Here is an 18,878-nt window from a genome sequence, read left to right on the forward strand (position 1 = left end):
GCCACCGCCGCGCCCGACCGTTCGAGGAGACGCCGCCGCCCCCGGCATCAGGACGGGGGCGGCGAACGGGGATCAGATCAGGGTGCTCCAGTAGTACCAGAACCGGTTGAGGACCAGCAGCGCGATCACCGCGTACCAGAGCGCCGGGACCACCCAGTGGTAGCGCGCGGCCTCCCGGACCACCGTCCGCATCCGCGGGCCCACCGGGATCACACCGCTGCGCAGGTTGTGCAGGGTGGTGTACCAGAACAGCGGGATCACCGCCGCCCAGACCACCATGCAGTACGGGCAGAGCGCGCCGATCCGGTACAGCGCCTGGTACATCAGCCAGGTCACGAAGCCGATCCCGAAGACCGTCCCGGCCTGCAGGCCGAGCCAGAACCAGCGCCGGTACGCCGCTCCGGCGAGCAGCCCGGCGCCGACCGCGACGACGACCCCGAAGCCGACCAGGCCGATCAGTGAGTTGGGGAAGCCGAAGGCCTCCGCCTGGCCGCTGCGCATGATCGAGCCGCAGCTGATGATCGGATTGATGTTGCAGTTGGGGACGTACGACGGGTCCTGCAGCAGCCGGATCTTGTCCAGGGTGAGGACCGTCGAGGCGAACAGCCCGACCGCACCGCCGATCAGCAGCAGCCACACGAACGGACGGCCCGCGCCGTGGGTCCGCGCGGCGGGGGCGGCGGCCGTCACCCGGTCACCTGCTTGACCATCGCGGTGAACTGCTCGGGGGAGGCGGCCTTGCCGTTGGTGAGGACGTCCAGCTTCTTGCCGTCCAGCTTGACGGTCGGGGTGCCGGTCACGTCGCTCTTGGTGAACTCCTCGTCGACCTTGGCCGCCCACGGAGCGTAGGTGCCGTCCTGGACGGCCTTGACGAAGGCGTCGGTCTTCAGGCCCGGCACCTGGCCGGCCAGGTCGAGGATGTGGTTGACGTCGCCGAAGGCGTCGCTGCGCTCGTCCGGCTGGTTGGCGTAGAGCACGTCGTGGAACTGCTTGAACTTGTCCACGCCCTCGTTGAGCGCGGCGCCGGCGGCGGCCAGCGCGGTGCGCGAGCCCTTGCCGCCGAGGTTCTTGTCCAGGAACGTCGCCAGGTGGTACTCGACCTTGTAGGTGCCGTTGTCGGCGAGCTGCTGGACGGTCGTGCCGGTGGTGGTCTCCAGCTGCTCGCAGAACGGGCAGCGGAAGTCCTCGTAGACCTCCAGGGTGTGCGGGGCGTCGGCCTTGCCGTAGGTGATCACGGTGCCGTCGGTGCCGGTCGCGTTGGCCGGGACGACCAGCGGGCCGTTGGCGCCGGCGTCCGAGGAGGAGCCGGAGGAGCCGCCGACGGCGAAGGCCACGCCCGCCGCGAGGGCGAGCACGGCGGCGGAGGCGGCGCCGACCACCACCCGGCGGCGGATCCGGTCGGAGCGCTCGGCCTGGGCGCGGGCGGTGTGCATGCGCTCGGTGGCGGTGGTCTTCCTGCCGGTCTTACGGGTGTTGCTCATGAGGTGTCGTCCTGTGCTCTCGTGTGCTCTCGGGCATGGGAGGTGTGGGCGCGACGGATCGGGGTCAGCGCCGGGGAGAGAGGAGCGGCCGAGCGAAGGGTCTGCTCAGACGGCCAGGGCGAACACCGGCGGACCGCGCCGGACGGCCGGACGGACGACCACGTCCTCGGCCGGGACCAGCGGGCGGCTGGCCGGGGGGAACGGCACCCGCGCCACCGGCCGGGCCGGGACGGGCGCGGCGAGCAGCAGCAGCCAGCGGGCGGCGGCCGGGAAGTGCCGGTGCAGGAACTCGCCCAGCATCCGGACGGCACGGACGAGGCCGGCCAACGCCGCGTCCGCGCGGCGCAGCCAGAACGCACCGGCCAGCGCGATCACCGTGTGCAGCAGCAGGAGCAGCAGGACGCCGGTCTGCGGGGAGACGCCGTGGCCGAGCAGGAACCCGCCCAGCGAGCCGCCGCCGCACAGCAACGGCTGGAAGCCGTGCGCGGCGCCGGGCGGCAGGGAGGGACAGGCGCTCTGCGCCAGGTCGAACAGCCCGCTGACACCCAGCTCCAGCGGCAGGAACACCGCCGCGACGGCCGGGTAGCCGCGCTCACGGCCGGCCAGCACGAAGGCGACGGCGAACACCGCGACCGAGGCCAGACACATCGTGCCGACCGGCAGCGCCCGGCCGGTGACCAGCACCTGGCCGAGCCCGGCGAGCAGCACGACCAGCGCGGCGAAGACCGCCGCGCGGAGCGCCCTGGTGACCGGCCCGATGTCCATGGCATCCGAGTCTGCCACAGGTCGAACGCGGAACGGTCGGGTGGACGGCGGGCTGTGAAGAGCCTCACCACCCTTGCTGAGCTGGGTTTATGTGACTCTTACGGGTGCTTGTGGGAGTCGCGCAGGTGGCCGTCGGCGGCGCTCACCCGGGCCTCGACCAGCTCCCGGAAGTGCTCCAGATCCCCGCGCACCGCCCGCTCGATAGCCCCGGCCTGGGCGAAGCCGCGCGGTCCGCCGAACTCGTGCTGCACCGCCTCCGGGTCGTACTCCACCCGGATCTGCAGCCGGGTGCGCCGGGCGTCGAGCGGCAGCAGCGCGAACGCACCGCTCAGATGGGCGGAGCTCAGCGTCCGCCAGGCCATCACCCGGCCCCGCCCGCGATCGGTGATCTCGGTGTCGACGGAGAGCTCGGCGTCGCCGACCCGCACCCCGAGGTGCGCGAGGTTGCGGCCGTGCGGGTGGGCGCTGCGGACGCCGTCGACGAACTGCGGGTACTCGTGCACCCGGTGCAACTGCTCCCAGGCAACGAGGACGGGGGCGGCGATGTCGATCTGTTCCTCAAGCGTGCTCATGCGCCCTCCTCGCTGCGCTCGGTAGGCGCTTCGCGCAACGCGCGCCCTCGATGACTCGCTCGCTGCGCTCGCTCATTGCGGCGCCTCCTCGCGTCCCAGCCTGCTCTTCGGGGGAGGGGGAGGCAAAGGGGGAACCGGGTGGGGGACGCGGCGTCGGGGAGGGACGGCCGACGGAGGGAGGAGGCGGTGGCGCGAGGAGGGGAGGTCAAGGGGCCGGGGGGGTGCGTGGGGCGGGCGGGTCCTGAGGGGAGGACCGGTTGCGGGTGCCGGTCGGCGAGAGCGCGCGGGTGGGGCGGGGGTGCGGGAGACTGGGCGCATGCCGGAGCTGCCCGAGGTGGAGGCGTTGAGCGCCTTCCTGTCCGAGCGGCTGACCGGGCGGGTGATCGCCCGGGTGCAGCCGGTGGCGATCAGCGCGCTGAAGACGTACGACCCGCCGGTGACGGCGCTGGAGGGGCGGACGGTCGGGCCGGTGAAGCGGCGCGGGAAGTTCCTGGACATCGAGGCCGACGGGCTGCACCTGGTGGTCCACCTCGCCCGGGCCGGCTGGCTGCGCTGGAAGGACGGCCTGCCCGCCGAGCCGCCGCGGCCGAGCCCGAAGAACCCGCTGGCGCTGCGGCTGCGGCTGGAGGGTGAGGCCGGGGACGGCTTCGACCTGACCGAGGCGGGGACGAAGAAGGGGCTCGCGGTCTATGTGGTGAAGGATCCGGCCGAGGTGCCGGGCGTCGCCAGGCTGGGCCCGGACCCGTTGGACCCGGGCTTCACGCTCGACGACTTCGCGGCACTGATGCGGGGCGACCGGCGCCGGCTCAAGGGCGTGCTGCGGGACCAGAGCGTGCTGGCGGGTGTGGGCAACGCCTACTCGGACGAGGTGCTGCACGCGGCCCGGATGTCGCCGTACAAGCCGGCCGCCGGCCTGACCGAGGAGGAGACGGCGCGGCTGTACGAGGCGCTCGGCAGCACGCTGCGCGACGCGGTGGAGCGCTCGCACGGGCTGGCGGCGGGGGAGCTGAAGGCGGAGAAGAAGCTCGGGCTGCGGGTGCACGGCCGGACCGGCCGGCCCTGCCCGGTCTGCGGGGACACCGTGCGCGAGGTGTCCTTCGCGGACTCCTCGCTGCAGTACTGCCCGACCTGCCAGACCGGGGGCAAGCCGCTGGCGGACCGGCGGCTGTCGCGGTTGCTGAAGTGACCCCCGGGCGGGACGGTCCGTGGGGCCGCCCCGCCCGGGCGTGCTCAGCGCTTGACGGCGACGCCGCCCCAGTAGTACGCCGCCTTCGGGTCCGCCGGCGGCTCGCCGTCCGGGCGCCAGCCCAGGACCGGGGCGACGCCCGGCTCGACCAGCTCCCAGCCGTCGAAGAAGCGGAGCACGTCGTCGTAGCCGCGCGGCACCAGGGTCATCCCGCCGGCCCGGGCGGCCTCGGCGACCTTGCCGACCGCCTCCGGGTCGAAGTCCGGGGTGGGGGTGGTGAGGGCGATGCAGCTGCCGACGGGCAGGGCGTCGCGCAGCGCGGCGACGCGGCCCCACGGGTCGTCCTCGTCGGCGATCAGCATCAGTACGGCGATCATCAGCAGGCCGACCGGCTGGGTGAGGTCCAGGGTGGAGGTGAGCGCCGGGTGGGCGAACAGCTCCTCGGGCTTGCGCAGGTCGGCATGGATGTAGGTGGTGCGGCTGGCCGGGCTGGAGACCATCAGGGCGCGGGCGTGGGCGAGCACGATCGGGTCGTTGTCGACGTAGACCACCCGGGTGCCGGGGCTGACGGCCTCGGCGATCTCGTGGGTGTTCGGCGAGGTGGGGATGCCGGTGCCGAGGTCGAGGAACTGGCGGATGCCGTGCTCCCGGGCCAGGTAGCGGACGGCTCGGCCCTGGAAGGCGCGGTTGGCCTTGGCCATCTCCTTGACGCTCGGCACGGCCTCCTCGATGGCCTGCCCCATGGCGCGGTCCGGCGGGAAGTTGGTCTTGCCGCCCAGCCAGTAGTCGTAGACGCGCGCCGAGTGCGGGGTGGTGGTGTCGACGCCGAAACGTTCCCACTGGCTCAGCTCGGTGGGGTCCTCGTCCTGCGGGCCCTGCTGGGGGAAGTCCTGACTTGACGTCATGGCCACGTCCTCTGATGGCGGATCATCACACTGGGGAAGGCTCAGCGTAGCGGCCCTGACGGGAGGCCGGGCGTTCGGTCGGGCGTTCGGTCGGGGAGGAATCGGGGAAGCGCGGGGCGCGGGGGTGTGTGACGGGCCGCCCTTGGGCCGTCGGAGTGGTGATCGGGGCCGTCGGAGTTGAGCCCGGAGAGTGGCGGTGGCTCGCGGGGCAAGCATCCAGAATGTTGTCTGATCGTCAGATTAATGCTCCGATTTCGCCCCGGATCACTTCGCGCAGGTTGCTGCTGGTCGCCGCCGGGATGTCCCTGCTGGGCGCGGCCGCCGGCTGCGAGAGCCCCTGGAGCGACGGGGACGCCGCCTCGCCCTCGGTCGTGCCCTCACCGGCGCCGCCCTCCGGCTCCGCCCGTACTTTCGCCTCCTCGTCCGGCTCTTCGTCCGCCGAGGCGGACGACGAGCCCGTGCGCCGGGTGCTCACGGACGAGGAGAACAAACCGGTGTATGAGTTGGACGCGGGGCGGCGGGTGGTGGCGCTCACCATCGACGACGGCCCGGACCCCCGCTACACGCCGGCCGTGCTGGCGCTGCTGGAGCGGTACGGGATCCGGGCGACCTTCTTCCTGATCGGCGAGAACGTCGTCGAGCACGCGGCCCTGGTGCGGGAGATCGCCGACCGCGGCCACCACATCGGCAACCACACCTGGACCCATCCGGACCTGCGGCACATGACCGAGGTCGCGGTCCGGGACGAACTGGAGCGCACCTCCGACCTGCTGCAGCGGACCGCCGGTCGGCAGCCCACCTGGTTCCGCGCGCCGGGCGGGGACTGGTCGCCGGTGTCGCTCAAGGTGACCGCCGACCTCGGGATGCGGAACATGGCCTGGTCGGTGGACCCGCGGGACTGGGCCCGGCCGGGCACCTCGGCGATCACCGACCGGATCCTCAAGGACGTCCGGCCCGGGGCGATCGTGCTCAACCACGACGGCGGCGGGGACCGCTCGCAGACGGTGGCGGCGATGAAGGTGTATCTCCCGGTGCTGATCGACTCGGGGTACCTCTTCACGGCGCCGCCGAACTGACGTAGGAATCCGGGGTGTCGAGCGCCTGATACCGGCAGGCATTGGCGAGTGGTGCGGGTAGCGGCTTTGTCGCCTAAACCACTCGAAAGGGTGGATTGGGAGAACCGTTTCTGCGAATTTTGGGCCTCTAGGGTGATCTCGCACCAATTCCTCGGGTACCGCGCGTACCACCTGAAAGGCCCTCAGCCATGCGTCTCCGCAATGCCGCGCTCGCCGTCGCCAGTGCCGTCGCCCTCGTCCTCGCCGTTCCGATGTCCGCCAACGCCGCCACCGGTGACTTCCTCTACAAGGTCGGCCCGGTCCCGGGCGTTCCGGCCGGGATCGCCGACCCGGAGAGCGGCAAGTGCATCAACCTTCCGTTCACCACCGAGCGGGACCCGGGCTTCGCTCCGGAGAACTTCACCAACTCCACGGCGACGGTGTTCCTCGGCTTCGACTGCTCGGGTGACGTCTTCTACGTGATGAACCCCGGCAAGAGGCTCGGCGACCGACTGAAGCTGCGCTCCGTGGTCTTCTCCTGACCCTCGGACCCTTCTCCGACCCGGTCGCCCCCTTTCCCGACCCGGGCCGGCGGCGTGCGGGGCAGTTCGGCGACGGCCTGGAATCGTCGAGCTGCCCGCCCGGACGGCACGCGCGTAGCGTGACAGAGAGGGGGACGCCGTCCCGGCCGCGGAGGAGGAGCGATGTCCGTACCGGAACTGGATGTGGGGAAACAGGAGGACTTCGCCGGACGCGTGGCGGAAGTTCTGAACGACGCCTGCCTGGGACTCCTGACCAGCATCGGGCACCAGACCGGGCTCTTCGACGTGATGGCCGGGCTCGCGCCGTCGACCAGTGAGGAGATCGCCCGCGCCGCCGGGTTGAACGAGCGCTACGTGCGCGAGTGGCTGGGTGGCATGGTGGTCGCCGGGTTCGTCGAGTACGACCCGGGGCAGCGCGCCTACTCGCTGCCGCCCGAGCACGCGGCGTCACTGACCAGAGCGGCCGGCCCGGAGAACATGGCGGGCATGATGCCGTTCCTCGCGATGATGGGGGAGGTCGAGCAGGAGCTGCTCGGCCACTTCCGCACCGGCGGCGGAATGCCGTACTCGGCGTACCCGCGCTTCCAGCGGCTGCTGGCCGAGGAGACCGCCCAGGTGTACGACCAGGCGCTGGTGGACGCGATCGTGCCGCTCGCGCCCGGGCTGACCGAGCGGCTGCGGGCCGGGATCGACGCGCTGGACGTCGGCACCGGGCAGGGGCACGCCGTCACCGTGCTCGCCGAGGCCTTCCCCGAGAGCCGGTTCACCGGCATCGACATCTCCGCCGAAGGCGTCGACGCCGCCCGCGAATCGGCGGCCGGACTCGGCCTCCACAACGCCTGGTTCGAAGTCGCCGACTCCGCCGAGCTGACCGGCCGGTACGACCTGGTCACCGCCTTCGACGTGATCCACGACCTGGCCCGGCCGACCCGCACGCTGGCCGCGATCGCGGGCGCGCTGCGGCCCGACGGCGTCTTCCTGATGGGCGACATCGCCGCCAGCAGCAAGCTGGAGGAGAACATCGACCACCCGCTGGCGCCCGCGCTGTACACCTTCTCGACCTTCTACTGCATGCCGGTCTCGCTCGGCGAGGGCGGCGAGGGGCTCGGGACGGTCTGGGGCGAGCAGACGGCCCGGCGGATGCTGGCGGAGGCCGGGTTCCGGTCGGTGGACGTGAAGCGTGTCGAGAACGACGTGCTGAACCTGTACTACGTGGCGCGGCCGGACGGTGCGGCGGGCGGCTGAGTGGACCGTCCCGGTCCGGGTTGGGCCGGGTGCCGGGGTGGCCGGTGGCCGGGGTCGGGCCGGGTGCCGGGGTGGCCGCGGTCGGGCGGTCGGCGTAGCTTCGAACTGTCCGGCCCGGTCGCCGGCGCCTCGCCGTGCCCAGTGCGGCCCGTCGGAGCCCGTGGTCGGGCGCCGCAGCCTGGGCAGAGCGAAGGAGGGCCTGGGATGACCGGCAACGGCTACGCACACCCCGAGGCGCTGGTCCGCACCGAGTGGCTGGCCCACCACCTGGACGACGGGACGATCCGGGTCGTCGAGGTGGACGAGGACACCAACGCCTACGACCGGGACCACATCCCCGGCGCGGTCGGCTGGAACTGGACCACCGACCTGCACAGCCAGGTCGGCCGGGACTACGTCGACCGCGAGGGCGTCCAGCACCTGCTGCGGGCGGCCGGGGTGGAGGACGACACCACCGTGGTGCTGTACGGCGGCAACAACAACTGGTTCGCCGCGTACGCCTACTGGCTGCTGCGACTGCGCGGCTTCGGGCCGGTGCGGCTGCTGGACGGCGGGCGCAAGAAGTGGGAGCTGGAGGGGCGGGAGCTCACCCGGGAAGTGATGGACTACCAGCACACCGGCTACCGGCTGACCGGGCCGGAGCGGCCCGAGCTGCGGGCGCTGCGGGACGAGGTGCTGGCCAAGGCCGAGGTGTTCGCCAAGCCGGGTGCGGATTCGGTGCTGGTGGACGTCCGCTCCCCGGCGGAGTTCCGGGGTGAGCTGATCGCGCCGCCGCACCTGCCGCAGGAACAGGCCCAGGTGCCCGGGCACATCCCGGGGGCGGTGAACGTGCCCTGGTCGCAGGCGGCCAACGACGACGGGTCGTTCCGGTCGGCGGAGGAGCTGCGGGCGCTGTACGCGGGCAAGGGCGTGGAGGCGGAGCGCGAGGTGATCGCCTACTGCCGGATCGGCGAGCGGTCGGCGCACACCTGGTTCGCGCTCACCGAGCTGCTGGGGTACCCGCACGTGAAGAACTACGACGGCTCGTGGACGGAGTACGGCTCGCTGGTCCGGGCGCCGGTGGCGCTGGGGGCGTAGCACGCCGCCGTTCGGGTGGGGCGGCGCGTGGGGCGGTCTGCGGGGCGGCCGTGGGGCGTGAGTGAGGGGTGGGGCGTGTGGCGGTGCTGAGGCGTGTGGTGGTGCTGAGGCGTCGTCATTTCGGCGTGTTTCTTTTCATGAACATCTCACAATCGGGGAGTGGGCCGCGGTCCACCGGGACAAGGATCGATCAACCCATCGTTCCGGTGATCCTGGAGGACCACGTTGCGCAAGAGGCTGATCGTCTCCGCCGCCAGTGCCCTGAGCCTGTTCCTGGCCGTCCCCGCCTCGGCTGCCGACTTCCAACCCGGCGCGGCCGGGGTCGGCGACTCCTACTACCCGACCTACGGCAACGGCGGATACCGCGTCTCGCACTACGACATCCGCCTGAAATACCAGCCCGCCACCGACGAACTGGAGGGCACCACCACCATCCTCGCCACGGCGACCCAGGACCTGTCCCGGTTCAACCTCGACTTCGCGCTGAACGTCTCGGAGGTCCGGGTCAACGGGCGGCCCGCGACCTTCGCCACCAGCGGCGAGCAGGAACTGGAGATCACCCCGGCCCGGCCGCTGGCCAAGGGCAGCCAGGCCACCGTGGTGGTGCGCTACAAGGGCGTGCCGTCCACCGTGAAGAAGTACGGCTTCACCGCCTGGCTGCGCACGCCGGACGGCGCGGTGGCGGCGGGCGAGCCCGAGTCGGCCTGGTGGTGGTTCCCGAGCAACGACCACCCGAGCGACAAGGCCACCTTCGACGTCTCGGTGCAGGTGCCGGACGGCAACCAGGTGATCAGCAACGGCATCCTGACCGGCGCCACCTCGCAGGCCGGCTGGACCCGCTACAGCTGGCGGGAGAACAAGCCCCAGGCGACGTATCTGGCCACGCTCGCGGTCGGCAAGTTCGACATCAGCACGGACACCACGCCGAGCGGGCTGCCGGTCTACAACGCGTACAGCAAGGACCTCGGCGACAACGCGGACGCGGCCCGGGCCAGCGTCGAGCGCACCGGTGAGCTGGTGGACTGGCTGAGCGGAATCTTCGGCGACTACCCGTTCAGCTCGGTCGGCGGCTACGTCCCCAACGTCCCGACCGGCTTCGCCCTGGAGACCCAGACCCGGGTCTTCTACAGCCCCCGGCAGTTCGCCAAGGGCGCCAACACCTCGGTGGTCGTCCACGAGCTGGCCCACCAGTGGTACGGCGACAGCGTTTCGCTCTCCCGCTGGAGCGACATCTGGCTGAACGAGGGCTTCGCCCGGTACGCGCAGTTCCTCTGGTCCGAGCACGAGAACGAGGGCACCGCGCAGGAGCTGGCCGACTACGTCTACGCCTCGCACCCGGCCGGCGACGCGTTCTGGACCGTCAAGCCGGGCGACCCGGGCCCGGACAACCAGTTCGCCGGCGCCGTGTACGACCGGGGCGCGGTGGCCATCCAGGCGCTGCGCAACGCCGTCGGGGACGAGAAGTTCTTCCAGATCCTCAAGGGCTGGCCCACCGAGCGCCGCTACGGCAACGCGACCATCCCGGAGTTCCAGGCGTACGCGGAGAAGGTCTCCGGGCAGAAGCTCGGCGACCTCTTCAACACCTGGCTGTTCACCGCCGCCAAGCCGGCCGTCGGGCCGGTGCCGGCGGGCACCGCGGCCGCCGCTTCGCTGGCGCCGGGGGCGGACCGGGGTGACGGCCGGCTGCCGGTGGAGCCGAAGTCCTGGAAGAAGATCCAGGACAGCAACTCGCTGCACGACGCCGAGCACTGACGCAGCGCAGGCGCTCAGCAGCCCGGTGAACCGACGGGCAGGGCCCGGCCGCTCATGGACGTGGGCGGCCGGGCTGCGCCGGTGCGGGGCCGTCGGCCGCCAGCAGTTCGGTGAGGCGGCGGACGGCGAAGGGTATGAGGTCGCGGACCGGGATCAGTCGGCAGGGCGCGTTGCCGACCAGCACCTCGCGGATGCCGGCCCGCTCCTCGAACTCCCGCCCCACGACCGGGAAGTGGGTGTCGTTGTCGTTGCCCACATCGGGTGTCTCGATCCAGACCCGCTCGCCCTGGATCGCCATCGGGAAGCGGCGCAGCTTGAGCCGGCGGTTGGGGGCGAAGGTCTCGGCGTAGTGCAGGAAGGTGTTGCGGTTGTGCCCGACGCCGATCAGCAGCACGTACCCGCCGAGGTCGTGCAGGGCGCCGAAGGGCGACTCCCGGCCGATGGCGAAGCCGAGCGAGCGGCGGGCGGTGACCTCCCGGGCGTGGGCGCCGACGGCGGCGACCGAGGCCTGCGGGTGGGTGCTGCGGAGGCTCTCCGGCAGGGCGCGCAGCGCCTCGGCTATCGCGCCCATCCGGGACGGCAGCTCGGAGTGGAACAGCGGGACGGCGGCCCGGAGTTCGGCGACCTCGGCGGTGGGCAGGCCGGCGTGGTCCGGCGCCGGGTCGCAGACCGTGCCGGTGGTGAAGGCGGGCACCGCGACGGTGCCGCCCGGCCCGACCGCCTCGCGCAGGCTGGCCACCACGGCCTCCGCGCCGCCCTCGACCCGGCCGAGGCTGGAGAGCGAGGAGTGCACGATCATCGACATGCCCGCGCGGACGCCGACCCGACGCCAGCCGTCCACGAGGTCGGCGGTGGTGAGCGGGCTGGTGCCCGTGGTGGTCATGGTCCCCCCTGGTGACGGTGGTACTGGTGGTTCTGGTGTTGCCGATAGCGCGGTCGGAGCCGATCCGATCGTTCGGGGCCGACCATAGCGGGTGGCACTGACAATCGGTCCGCCCGCAGGGAGTCGGGGACGGGGGGAGGGGTGGCGTGGCCGTCGCGCCTCGGTCGGAAACGCGGGTTCCCTATGTCTCTCGACATGAAGTATCTTGATGTCGAGATTAGTGGTGATCGCAAGACGGGGGATCTGTCCATGCGGAGGAACGGACTGTTGGCACAGCTGCGGCGGCCACCGGGCGGGCGGGACGCGCGGATCATGCTGCTGGCCCAGGGTGTGGACCGGGCCGGGACCGGCGTGTGGGCGGCGGCCTCGGTGCTGTACTTCACCTACGTGTGCGGGATGGACGCCGGACGGCTCGGCCTGCTGCTCGGGGTGGGCGCGGCGGCCGGTATCGCCGGGTCGCCGCTGGCCGGGCGGGCGGCCGAGCGGCTGCCGGTACGCGGGCTGCTGATCGGATGCCACCTGCTGCGGCTGGGGACGATGGGCCTGCTGCTGCTGGTCGACCACTTCGCCGCGCTGCTGGTGGTCGTCGCCCTGACCTGCCTGGCCGAACGGGGCGCCAAGACGCTGGAGATGCTCTTCGCCACCCGGGTGGCCGGCGGGCGGCGCAGCACGTACCAGGCGCTGTTCCGCAGCGTGGCCAACGGCGGGTACGCGGTGGGCGCGGGCATCGCGGCGATCGGCCTGGCGGTGGGGAGCACGACCGCCTACCGCGCGCTGATCGTGGCCAACGCGCTCTCGTACGTCCTGGCCGCGGCGATGATCTGGCGCACCGAGGAGCCGGACGGTCGCGGGCTGGTGGCGGCAGCCGGTGGGTCGGCGAGTGGCGAGTCGGCGGCTGTCGGGTCGGCGGCCGGTGAACCGTCGGCCGCGCCGAGCCCCTGGCGCGACCGCGGCTACCTGCTGTTCGTCCTGCTCGACCTGCCGATGTGTCTGGACGACTCGATCCTCAACGTCGGCCTGCCGCTGTGGCTCATCCACCACACCGACGCGCCGAGCGCCGTCGTCCCGGTCTTCCTGATCCTCAACACCGTGCTCGTGGTGCTGCTGCAGCTGCGGGTCTCCGCCTGGGCCGAGCGCCCGCGCGGGGCGCCCACGGCGGTGGGGTGGTACGGGGTGATGATGCTCGCCACCTGCTTGCTGATCGCGCTCTCGACCGGCGGTGGGCCGTGGACCGCGTCGATCGCCCTGCTGGCCGCCGCGGCGCTGGTCACCCTGGCGGAACTGATGCGCTCGGTCAGCTCCTGGGAGCTGGCGGTCAGCCTGGCGCCGCCGCGCGCCCGGGCCTCCTACCTCGGGGTGGCGGGGATGTCCCAGTCGGTGCAGAAGTCGGTGGGCCCGATGCTGCTGACCGGTGCGGTGATGGTGGCCGGCCCGGTCGGCTGGCTGGTCCTCGGGGCCGCGTCGACCGGCCTCAGCGCCGTCCAGCGCCGGGCGAGCCTGCGACGGCTGGCGACGGTGGCGATGCCGGAGCGGGTCGCTGTGGGCGTCGGATGACTCACACGTGACGCGCGACGTTTGTCGCGCAGGTCGGCGCCCGCCTCGGCCGGCTCCTGCCGGACTGGTCCGCCGAGTACCGGCGGCGGTTCCAGCCGCGCCGGCTCTCCGTCGCGGCCCAGGCAGGGCAGCAGGCGAACATTGTCCAGGCGGCCGTGGAACTCGTCGCGCCGTCCGCCGGGTGACCGCAGCGTCCGCCTCCTCCTCGGGAGGGAGGCGGAGCCCCCCCCCGGGGCGGGATCCGCGCAGGTCGGAGCCCCGGTTGACTGGAGGTCAACGACGACCGGGGAGGACGACCCATGCTGCGCAGGCGACTCGGACGGCTGCTCGCCACGACGGCGACGGTGGTGATGCTGGCCGGAACGGCCGCTGTGCCCGCGGAGGCGACGGAGACCGGACCGGCCGACATCCGGGCGGCCATCGAGGCGGTGCCGGGCCTGCGGATCGTGGAGGAGGAACCGGCCGCGCCCGGGTTCCGCTTCTTCGTCCTGACGCTGCACCAGCCCGCCGACCACCGCCACCCCGAGCGGGGCGGCTTCGAGCAGCGGCTCACCCTCCTGCACCGCGGCGCTGACCGCCCGACCGTGCTGTACACCAGCGGCTACGCCCTCTCCACCGGCCAGTACCGCTCGGAGCCCGCCGAACTGCTCGACGGCAACCAGGTGAGCACCGAGCAGCGGTTCTTCGGTACCTCCCGGCCCGAGCCCGCCGACTGGAACGACCTCGACATCTGGCAGGCCGCCGCCGACCACCACCACGTGATCCAGGCCCTGCGCGGGGTCTACCGGGCGTCGTGGATCTCCACCGGTGGCAGCAAGGGCGGCATGACCACCGTCTACCACCGCCGGTTCTACCCGCAGGACGTGGCCGGCTCGGTCGCCTACTCGGCGCCGAACAACGTCGACGACCGCGACGACTCCGCCTACCTCGACTTCCTGCACACGGTGGGCACCCCCGAGTGCCGAGGCGCCCTGCAGGCCGCGCAGCGGGCCCTGCTGGAGCGCCGAACCGCCCTGGTCGCCCGGTACCAGGCGTGGGCCGACGCCAGGGGCGACGGCTTCCGGCTGGTCGGCAGCGCCGACAAGGCGTTCGAGATCGCGGTACTGCGCGCGCCGTTCATGTTCTGGCAGGGCCGCGGCCTGTCGGCGTGCCCGGCGGTGCCCGCGCCGGACGCCTCCGACGACGCCCTGTACGGCTGGCTCTCCGAGGTCGCCCAACTTCCGGTCTACGCCGACGCGGTGGCGAACCAGTTCGTCCCGTACTTCTACCAACTGGGCACCCAACTGGGCTACTTCCCGGTCGAGACGACCCGCCTGGCCGACCTGCTCCGCTACCCCGGCGCCACCGAACCGCGCACCTTCGTCCCGCGCGACGTACCGCTGCGGTACCAGCCGCAGGCGATGCGCGACGTGGACCGCTGGGTGCGCACCCGTGGCGAGCACCTGATGTTCGTCAACGGTGCCGCCGACCCCTCGGTCGCCGAGCCGTTCCGGCTGGGCCACGGTTCGCAGGACTCGTACCTGTTCCAGGTGCCGGGCGGGACGCACTCGGTGCGGATCGCCCGGCTGCCGGCCGCAGACGCGGAGGCGGCCGCCGCCACGCTGCGCCGCTGGGCCGGCATGTAGCGGGTAGCGGGGGAGGCCCGGGCCGGCGGCGTGGTCGGCGATGGTCGGTGGCCCGGTGGGTTCGACGCCCGACCGGGGAACCAGGAGGCCCGGGCCCTTCGTGCGGGGTCGGACGGTACCGGCGAGGCGCGGGTGCGAGTCAGCCGCGGTCGGCGGTGATGAGGTGGTAGTCGAGGAGGCCGTCGCGCCAGGCGGTCAGGAAGTGGCGGGTCCAGTGGGCGGGCGGGACGGTGTCGGCGAGGTAGCGGTCGAGGCCCGGCCAGACGTCCGGGCCGATGGACTCGGTGGTGACGGTGGTGAAGCCGGCCCCGGTGAGGTCGGTGGTGAAGTCGTCCAGGGGGTGGGCGACGTCCAGGCCGTCGGCGAAGCTGGCGAGCAGGATCTTGAGACGCTCGGCGATCTCGGCGCCGGGGGCGGTGAAGAAGGTGGTGACCACCAGGCGGCCGCCGGGGCGCAGGACGCGGGCGGCCTCGGCGGCGAAGCTCGTGAGTTCGCGGAAGTGCTGGGCGGCCTCGACGGAGTACAGACCGTCCAAGGAGTTGTCGGGGAAGGGGAGTTCGCCGGCCGAGCCCAGGGTGTAGGCGAGCCGGTCCGGATAGCTGGCCAGAGCTTTGGCGTTGACGGCCCGGGCGCGCTCGATCTGGTCCGGGTGGATGTCGACGGCGGTGACGGAGGCGAAGCGGAACTCCCGTAGTGCCAGGGCCGCGCCCAACCCGCGCCCGCAGCCGACCTCCGCCAGCCGCAGCTGCTCCCGCGGTTCGGGGAACGCCCGCAACACCCGCCGGTACAACTGCTCCTGGCTGCGCACGCGGTCCTCGGGGGTCGGGGAGGTCAAGTCAATGCCCTGCCAGTAACCGAAATTGATGAATCCGCCTGCGAAGCTGGCAGCCTTGGCCAGATCGTCGGTGCCGTACGTCCGGCGTACGGTCGGGGGGATGTGATTGTGGTCCATGGGCCGCTGGGTCTCCTGCTCGATGGGCGCCCGTCCGTCGGACGCGCCGAGGTACGTACCCAAACCGGTTGCGCTCCGAACACGTTACGTGACGGGCGGAGTCCGGCGGGACGGGGCGTCAGCCGATCGAGTCGCGGCCGCCGGGGGTGGGCGGGCCCAGGCGGGTGGGGCGGTGGCGCCCTCGGGGTCGGGCTCGCGCAGCAGGACCTTCCAGCCGTCGGCGACCGCAAGGCCGTCGAGGCGGATGCGGAGCTGCTTCATCTGGCCGGTGTCGTGGAAGTAGAGCACCACGCTCTGGCGGACCGAGCCCTCGTCGTAGAAGTCGGCGGTCACCGCCCCCTGGGCGCCCTCGCCGAAGGCCGTGACCCAGTTGGCCGCCGTGCTCCGGGCCTCGGCGGACGACCCGTCCGAGGTGGCGAGCCCGGCCAGGCCGTCGGCCGACCCCTCGGCGAGGCGCCAGACCACACGTGGGGTGATCGCCAGGCTGCCGGTGGACGGGTAGCCGACCACGTGCAGTGGCGGGTGGTCGGCGTAGTCGGTGGCGTAGTCGAGCCCGTCGTCGCCGGCGCCGAGCCGGTACCCGCCGGCGGCGGAGACGGCTGCGAGGGCGGTGGCGGCGGCCGCGACGGCGAGGAGGCGGGTACGCGGTTGCCGGGCAGGGGCGGAATCGGGCATGGACGGCCAGGTGGGGGTGAAGGGGCGGCGGATTCGGTCAAGTAATGATCAAGGATAGGCAAGGCATTGATCAAGAGGTTCGCGGGGGCCTGCCGGGAGCGGGAAACGCGGTGTCGGACCGGACGGTCGGTTCGCTACAGTCCGCCGGGATGACCAGGTGATCACCGACGAACAGGAGCGGAGCCAGATGAGAACCGACACCCGACCCGTACCGGCGCTGACCGGGGGCGAGCGCGAGATGCTGCGCGGCTTCCTGGACTTCCACCGGGCGACCCTCGCGATGAAGTGCGAGGGCCTCACCGACGAACAGCTGCGGCAGCAGTCCAGCCCGCCGTCCACGCTGAGCCTGCTCGGGCTGGTCCGCCACATGGCGGAGGTCGAGCGGACCTGGTTCCGCAAGGTGATCAACGGCGAGGACATCCCACTGGTCTGGTCCGAGGACGGCGACTACCAGGCGGCGTACGACGCCGCCGACGCCACCCGCGCCGAGGCCTTCGCCGCCTGGCAGGCCGAGGTCGAGCACTCCCGCCGCATCGAACTCGCCGCACCCTCCCTCGAGGTCACCGGCTACCAGCCCCGCTGGGAGGCCGAGGTCTCGCTGCGCCTGGTGATCCTGCACCTCATCCACGAGTACGCCCGGCACAACGGGCACGCCGACTTCCTGCGCGAGGCCATCGACGGCACCGTCGGGGCGTAGCCGCCGACCCGCGCCCTACCAGCCGAGGAGGTGGGTGCGGGTGGTGAGGGCGGTGAGGATGGATTTGGTGGTGGTTTCGGGGGTGAGGGCGGAGGTGTCGAGGGTGTGGGGGTCGGTGGGGGAGGACGGGTCGGACGTGAGGACGACGTAGTGGAGGGCGGCGCCGGTGGTGCGGCTCTCGCGGCGGAAGGTGGCCAGGGTCGGCGGGGTGGCCGGGCACTCGACGATGACCTGGTAGCCGCCGGTGGCGTAGGCGAAGGCGGCCTGGGCGGCGGCCGCGAAGGCCGTGGTGTTCTGGCGCCCGGCCTCCGGAAGGTGCGGCGGGAGCTGGCCGTTGCGGATGACCCGCAGGAAGTCGTCCGTCCGCAGGTGGACGCTCGGGTGCAGCTCCTGGGCGAGCAGGCCCGCGACCAGGCCGTTCCCGGCCCCGATCGGGTCGACGAGGACCAGGACTCCCCCGGCGCCCCGGCCGCCCCCGAGCTCCGGCCCACCTACGGTCGTACGGTTCACAGCTGCTGATCCCTTCGCGGGCCGGGGACGGACGGGTAGCCGGGGCGAGACGGTCGGAGTGCGAAGAAGCCGGTCGGCCGGGATGCGGACAACCGACCGCCTCGTCCCTACGACTGATGCGTTTCGGGGATCAACCTAGTCCAAACGGGTGCCCCGAGTCGTCCCCCCTCCCGGCCTGCGGGTGCTCGTACCGGGCCGTCAGCGCTCCTCGACGCGCAGCACGATCGGGTTGGTGAGCGCCGCCATCGGTCCCCAGGGCAGGTCCTCGCCCATCGAGTTGCCCCTGCCCGGGGTGCCGTCCGCCTTCGGGTGGCGCACCTCGGCCCGGACGTAGGCGGCGAGCGAGGCGGTGGTGCGCCAGAGCACCGCGCCGGAGCCGTCGGCGGGCAGCGACTCCTGGTGCATCTGCCCCTCGTCGGTGAGGAAGCGGACCGTACCGCCGGGCACCCCGGAGACGGTGAGCCGGACGTCCAGCGGGGCGTCGGCCGGGACGGTCAGCTCCTCGCCGATGCCGGCCCGGCGGCCGTTCCCGGTGACGGTGAACTCCAGCCGCACGGCGGCGGACTCGGCGAGCCAGCTGCGCCGGGAGCGAAGCCCGTCGAGGACCGCGTCCCGGGTGAGGTCCTCGGCGAGGACGACGTTGTGCGGGGAGCCGATCACCTGGGGGGCGCTGTGGGCGTCGCTGTCGCCCATGGCGGGCAGCCAGGAGCGGCCGCCGCGCAGGGCCACCGCGAGCGCGGGCCGAGGGCGACGTGCCAGGTGCCCGGGTTGATCGGGCCGGGGAGGTAGCCGGGGGTGGCGGTGTCGCGGGCGATCGCGAACTCGGTGCGGAAGCCGCCGGACCAGCCGCGGAAGCCGTCACCGCCGAGATCGGTGCCGCGCTCGTCGAAGATGCCGATGTCGCAGGAGTTTCCGGGGGTGCCGGCCGGGACCTGCGGCTTGTCGTAGCCGTAGGAGACGGCGATCTCACGGACGCCGTCGGGGACTTCGACCGGGAGGTAGACGAAGTCGGGGGCGCCGGTGGGGAGGTGGCCGGTGAGGGTGAGGGTCCGGTCGGCCTGCCCCGGGGCGGCGGCCGCCGTGCCGGTGGTGGCGGCGAGACCGAGGGCGGTGGCGGCGCCGGTGGCGAGGCCGGTGCGGAGCAGGTCGCGGCGGGCGGGGTGGGGCGGTTGTCCGGACTGCTTCGGCTGGGTCGGGTCGGTCGGCTGGATCGGGTCGGTCGGTTCGGCGGGCATCGGGGCCTCCGGGCTGGGGTGGGCGGATCCGCTGGCTCGCCTACCCCGGGTGGTGAACCCGGGGTGAGGCGGGGCCCACCGGGGTGGGGCGGGTCGGTGAAAGGGGCCGGGCCCCGGGCGGAGGCGGGGGCGAGTTGCGGGGGAGTGACGCTTGGTCGGTTCATACT

General features: G+C 72.8%; 18 protein-coding genes and 1 pseudogene. 9 read left to right on the top strand and 10 right to left on the bottom strand.

Going from position 1 to position 18,878, the window contains the following annotated elements:
- Positions 1–72: 72 nt before the first annotated feature.
- The 4 genes from ACH4E7_RS24470 to ACH4E7_RS24485 all read right to left on the bottom strand — a co-directional run bounded on the left by ACH4E7_RS24470 (position 73) and on the right by ACH4E7_RS24485 (position 2,818).
- Positions 73–690 (bottom strand): vitamin K epoxide reductase family protein, encoded by a 618-nt coding sequence (locus tag ACH4E7_RS24470; protein ID WP_396251158.1) that lies wholly within the window; start codon positions 688–690, stop codon positions 73–75.
- Positions 687–1,481, bottom strand: coding sequence for a thioredoxin domain-containing protein (locus ACH4E7_RS24475; protein WP_396251159.1), 795 nt, complete (start codon positions 1,479–1,481; stop codon positions 687–689). The genes ACH4E7_RS24470 and ACH4E7_RS24475 overlap by 4 nt, the downstream gene beginning before the upstream one ends.
- 105 nt (positions 1,482–1,586) lie before the next feature.
- Positions 1,587–2,246, bottom strand: coding sequence for a hypothetical protein (locus tag ACH4E7_RS24480; RefSeq protein WP_396251160.1), 660 nt, complete (start codon positions 2,244–2,246; stop codon positions 1,587–1,589).
- A 98-nt stretch (positions 2,247–2,344) separates the two neighbouring features.
- Entirely contained in the window at positions 2,345–2,818 is a 474-nt protein-coding gene (locus tag ACH4E7_RS24485) for an SRPBCC family protein (RefSeq protein WP_396251161.1), read from the bottom strand.
- A 316-nt stretch (positions 2,819–3,134) separates the two neighbouring features.
- On the opposite strand from ACH4E7_RS24485, the gene ACH4E7_RS24490 reads away from it, so the two are divergent.
- On the top strand, positions 3,135–4,004 hold the full coding sequence (locus tag ACH4E7_RS24490) for an Fpg/Nei family DNA glycosylase (protein ID WP_396251162.1): 870 nt from the start codon (positions 3,135–3,137) through the stop codon (positions 4,002–4,004).
- A gap of 44 nt (positions 4,005–4,048) precedes the next feature.
- On the opposite strand, the gene ACH4E7_RS24495 is transcribed toward ACH4E7_RS24490, so the two are convergent.
- A complete protein-coding gene (locus tag ACH4E7_RS24495; RefSeq protein ID WP_396251163.1) occupies positions 4,049–4,909 on the bottom strand; it encodes an SAM-dependent methyltransferase in 861 nt (286 codons plus the stop codon).
- 278 nt (positions 4,910–5,187) lie between these two features.
- Here ACH4E7_RS24495 and ACH4E7_RS24500 point away from each other — a divergent pair, with 278 nt between their 5' ends.
- From ACH4E7_RS24500 to ACH4E7_RS24520, 5 genes are all read left to right on the top strand, one after another.
- Positions 5,188–5,985: a polysaccharide deacetylase family protein gene (locus ACH4E7_RS24500; RefSeq protein WP_396251164.1), complete on the top strand. Its 798-nt coding sequence runs from the start codon at positions 5,188–5,190 to the stop codon at positions 5,983–5,985.
- Between the two features lie 188 nt (positions 5,986–6,173).
- Entirely contained in the window at positions 6,174–6,506 is a 333-nt protein-coding gene (locus ACH4E7_RS24505) for a hypothetical protein (protein ID WP_396251165.1), read from the top strand.
- A 162-nt stretch (positions 6,507–6,668) separates the two neighbouring features.
- Positions 6,669–7,751: a class I SAM-dependent methyltransferase gene (locus ACH4E7_RS24510; protein ID WP_396251166.1), complete on the top strand. Its 1,083-nt coding sequence runs from the start codon at positions 6,669–6,671 to the stop codon at positions 7,749–7,751.
- Between the two features lie 204 nt (positions 7,752–7,955).
- Positions 7,956–8,828, top strand: a complete 873-nt coding sequence (locus tag ACH4E7_RS24515) for a sulfurtransferase (protein ID WP_396251167.1) — start codon at positions 7,956–7,958, stop codon at positions 8,826–8,828.
- Between the two features lie 225 nt (positions 8,829–9,053).
- Complete coding sequence (locus ACH4E7_RS24520) at positions 9,054–10,580, top strand: M1 family metallopeptidase (protein WP_396251168.1); 1,527 nt, start codon at positions 9,054–9,056, stop codon at positions 10,578–10,580.
- A 52-nt stretch (positions 10,581–10,632) separates the two neighbouring features.
- On the opposite strand, the gene ACH4E7_RS24525 is transcribed toward ACH4E7_RS24520, so the two are convergent.
- Positions 10,633–11,463: an aminoglycoside N(3)-acetyltransferase gene (locus tag ACH4E7_RS24525; protein ID WP_396251169.1), complete on the bottom strand. Its 831-nt coding sequence runs from the start codon at positions 11,461–11,463 to the stop codon at positions 10,633–10,635.
- Positions 11,464–11,730: 267 nt separating this feature from the next.
- Here ACH4E7_RS24525 and ACH4E7_RS24530 point away from each other — a divergent pair, with 267 nt between their 5' ends.
- Together ACH4E7_RS24530 and ACH4E7_RS24535 are read left to right on the top strand one after the other, a co-directional pair.
- The gene (locus tag ACH4E7_RS24530) at positions 11,731–13,017 is read left to right on the top strand and encodes an MFS transporter (RefSeq protein WP_396251170.1); all 1,287 of its coding nucleotides are present in this window, start codon (positions 11,731–11,733) and stop codon (positions 13,015–13,017) included.
- A gap of 299 nt (positions 13,018–13,316) precedes the next feature.
- Positions 13,317–14,642 carry a S28 family serine protease gene (locus ACH4E7_RS24535; RefSeq protein ID WP_396251171.1) on the top strand — a complete coding sequence of 442 codons (1,326 nt, stop codon included), beginning with the start codon at positions 13,317–13,319 and terminating at the stop codon, positions 14,640–14,642.
- Between the two features lie 139 nt (positions 14,643–14,781).
- Here ACH4E7_RS24535 and ACH4E7_RS24540 read toward each other — a convergent pair whose 3' ends face one another.
- Positions 14,782–15,594: a class I SAM-dependent methyltransferase gene (locus ACH4E7_RS24540; protein WP_396251172.1), complete on the bottom strand. Its 813-nt coding sequence runs from the start codon at positions 15,592–15,594 to the stop codon at positions 14,782–14,784.
- An 84-nt stretch (positions 15,595–15,678) separates the two neighbouring features.
- Entirely contained in the window at positions 15,679–16,269 is a 591-nt protein-coding gene (locus ACH4E7_RS24545; protein ID WP_396251173.1) for a hypothetical protein, read from the bottom strand.
- A 187-nt stretch (positions 16,270–16,456) separates the two neighbouring features.
- On the opposite strand from ACH4E7_RS24545, the gene ACH4E7_RS24550 reads away from it, so the two are divergent.
- A complete protein-coding gene (locus ACH4E7_RS24550) occupies positions 16,457–16,966 on the top strand; it encodes a DinB family protein (protein WP_396251174.1) in 510 nt (169 codons plus the stop codon).
- Positions 16,967–16,981: 15 nt separating this feature from the next.
- Here ACH4E7_RS24550 and ACH4E7_RS24555 read toward each other — a convergent pair whose 3' ends face one another.
- Complete coding sequence (locus ACH4E7_RS24555) at positions 16,982–17,476, bottom strand: ATP-binding protein (RefSeq protein WP_396251175.1); 495 nt, start codon at positions 17,474–17,476, stop codon at positions 16,982–16,984.
- Between the two features lie 198 nt (positions 17,477–17,674).
- Positions 17,675–18,621 (bottom strand): annotated as a pseudogene (locus ACH4E7_RS24560) (hypothetical protein).
- Positions 18,622–18,878 lie beyond the last annotated feature (257 nt).

This window comes from Kitasatospora sp. NPDC018058, from assembly GCF_044327205.1.
Classification (GTDB): Bacteria; Actinomycetota; Actinomycetes; order Streptomycetales; family Streptomycetaceae; genus Kitasatospora.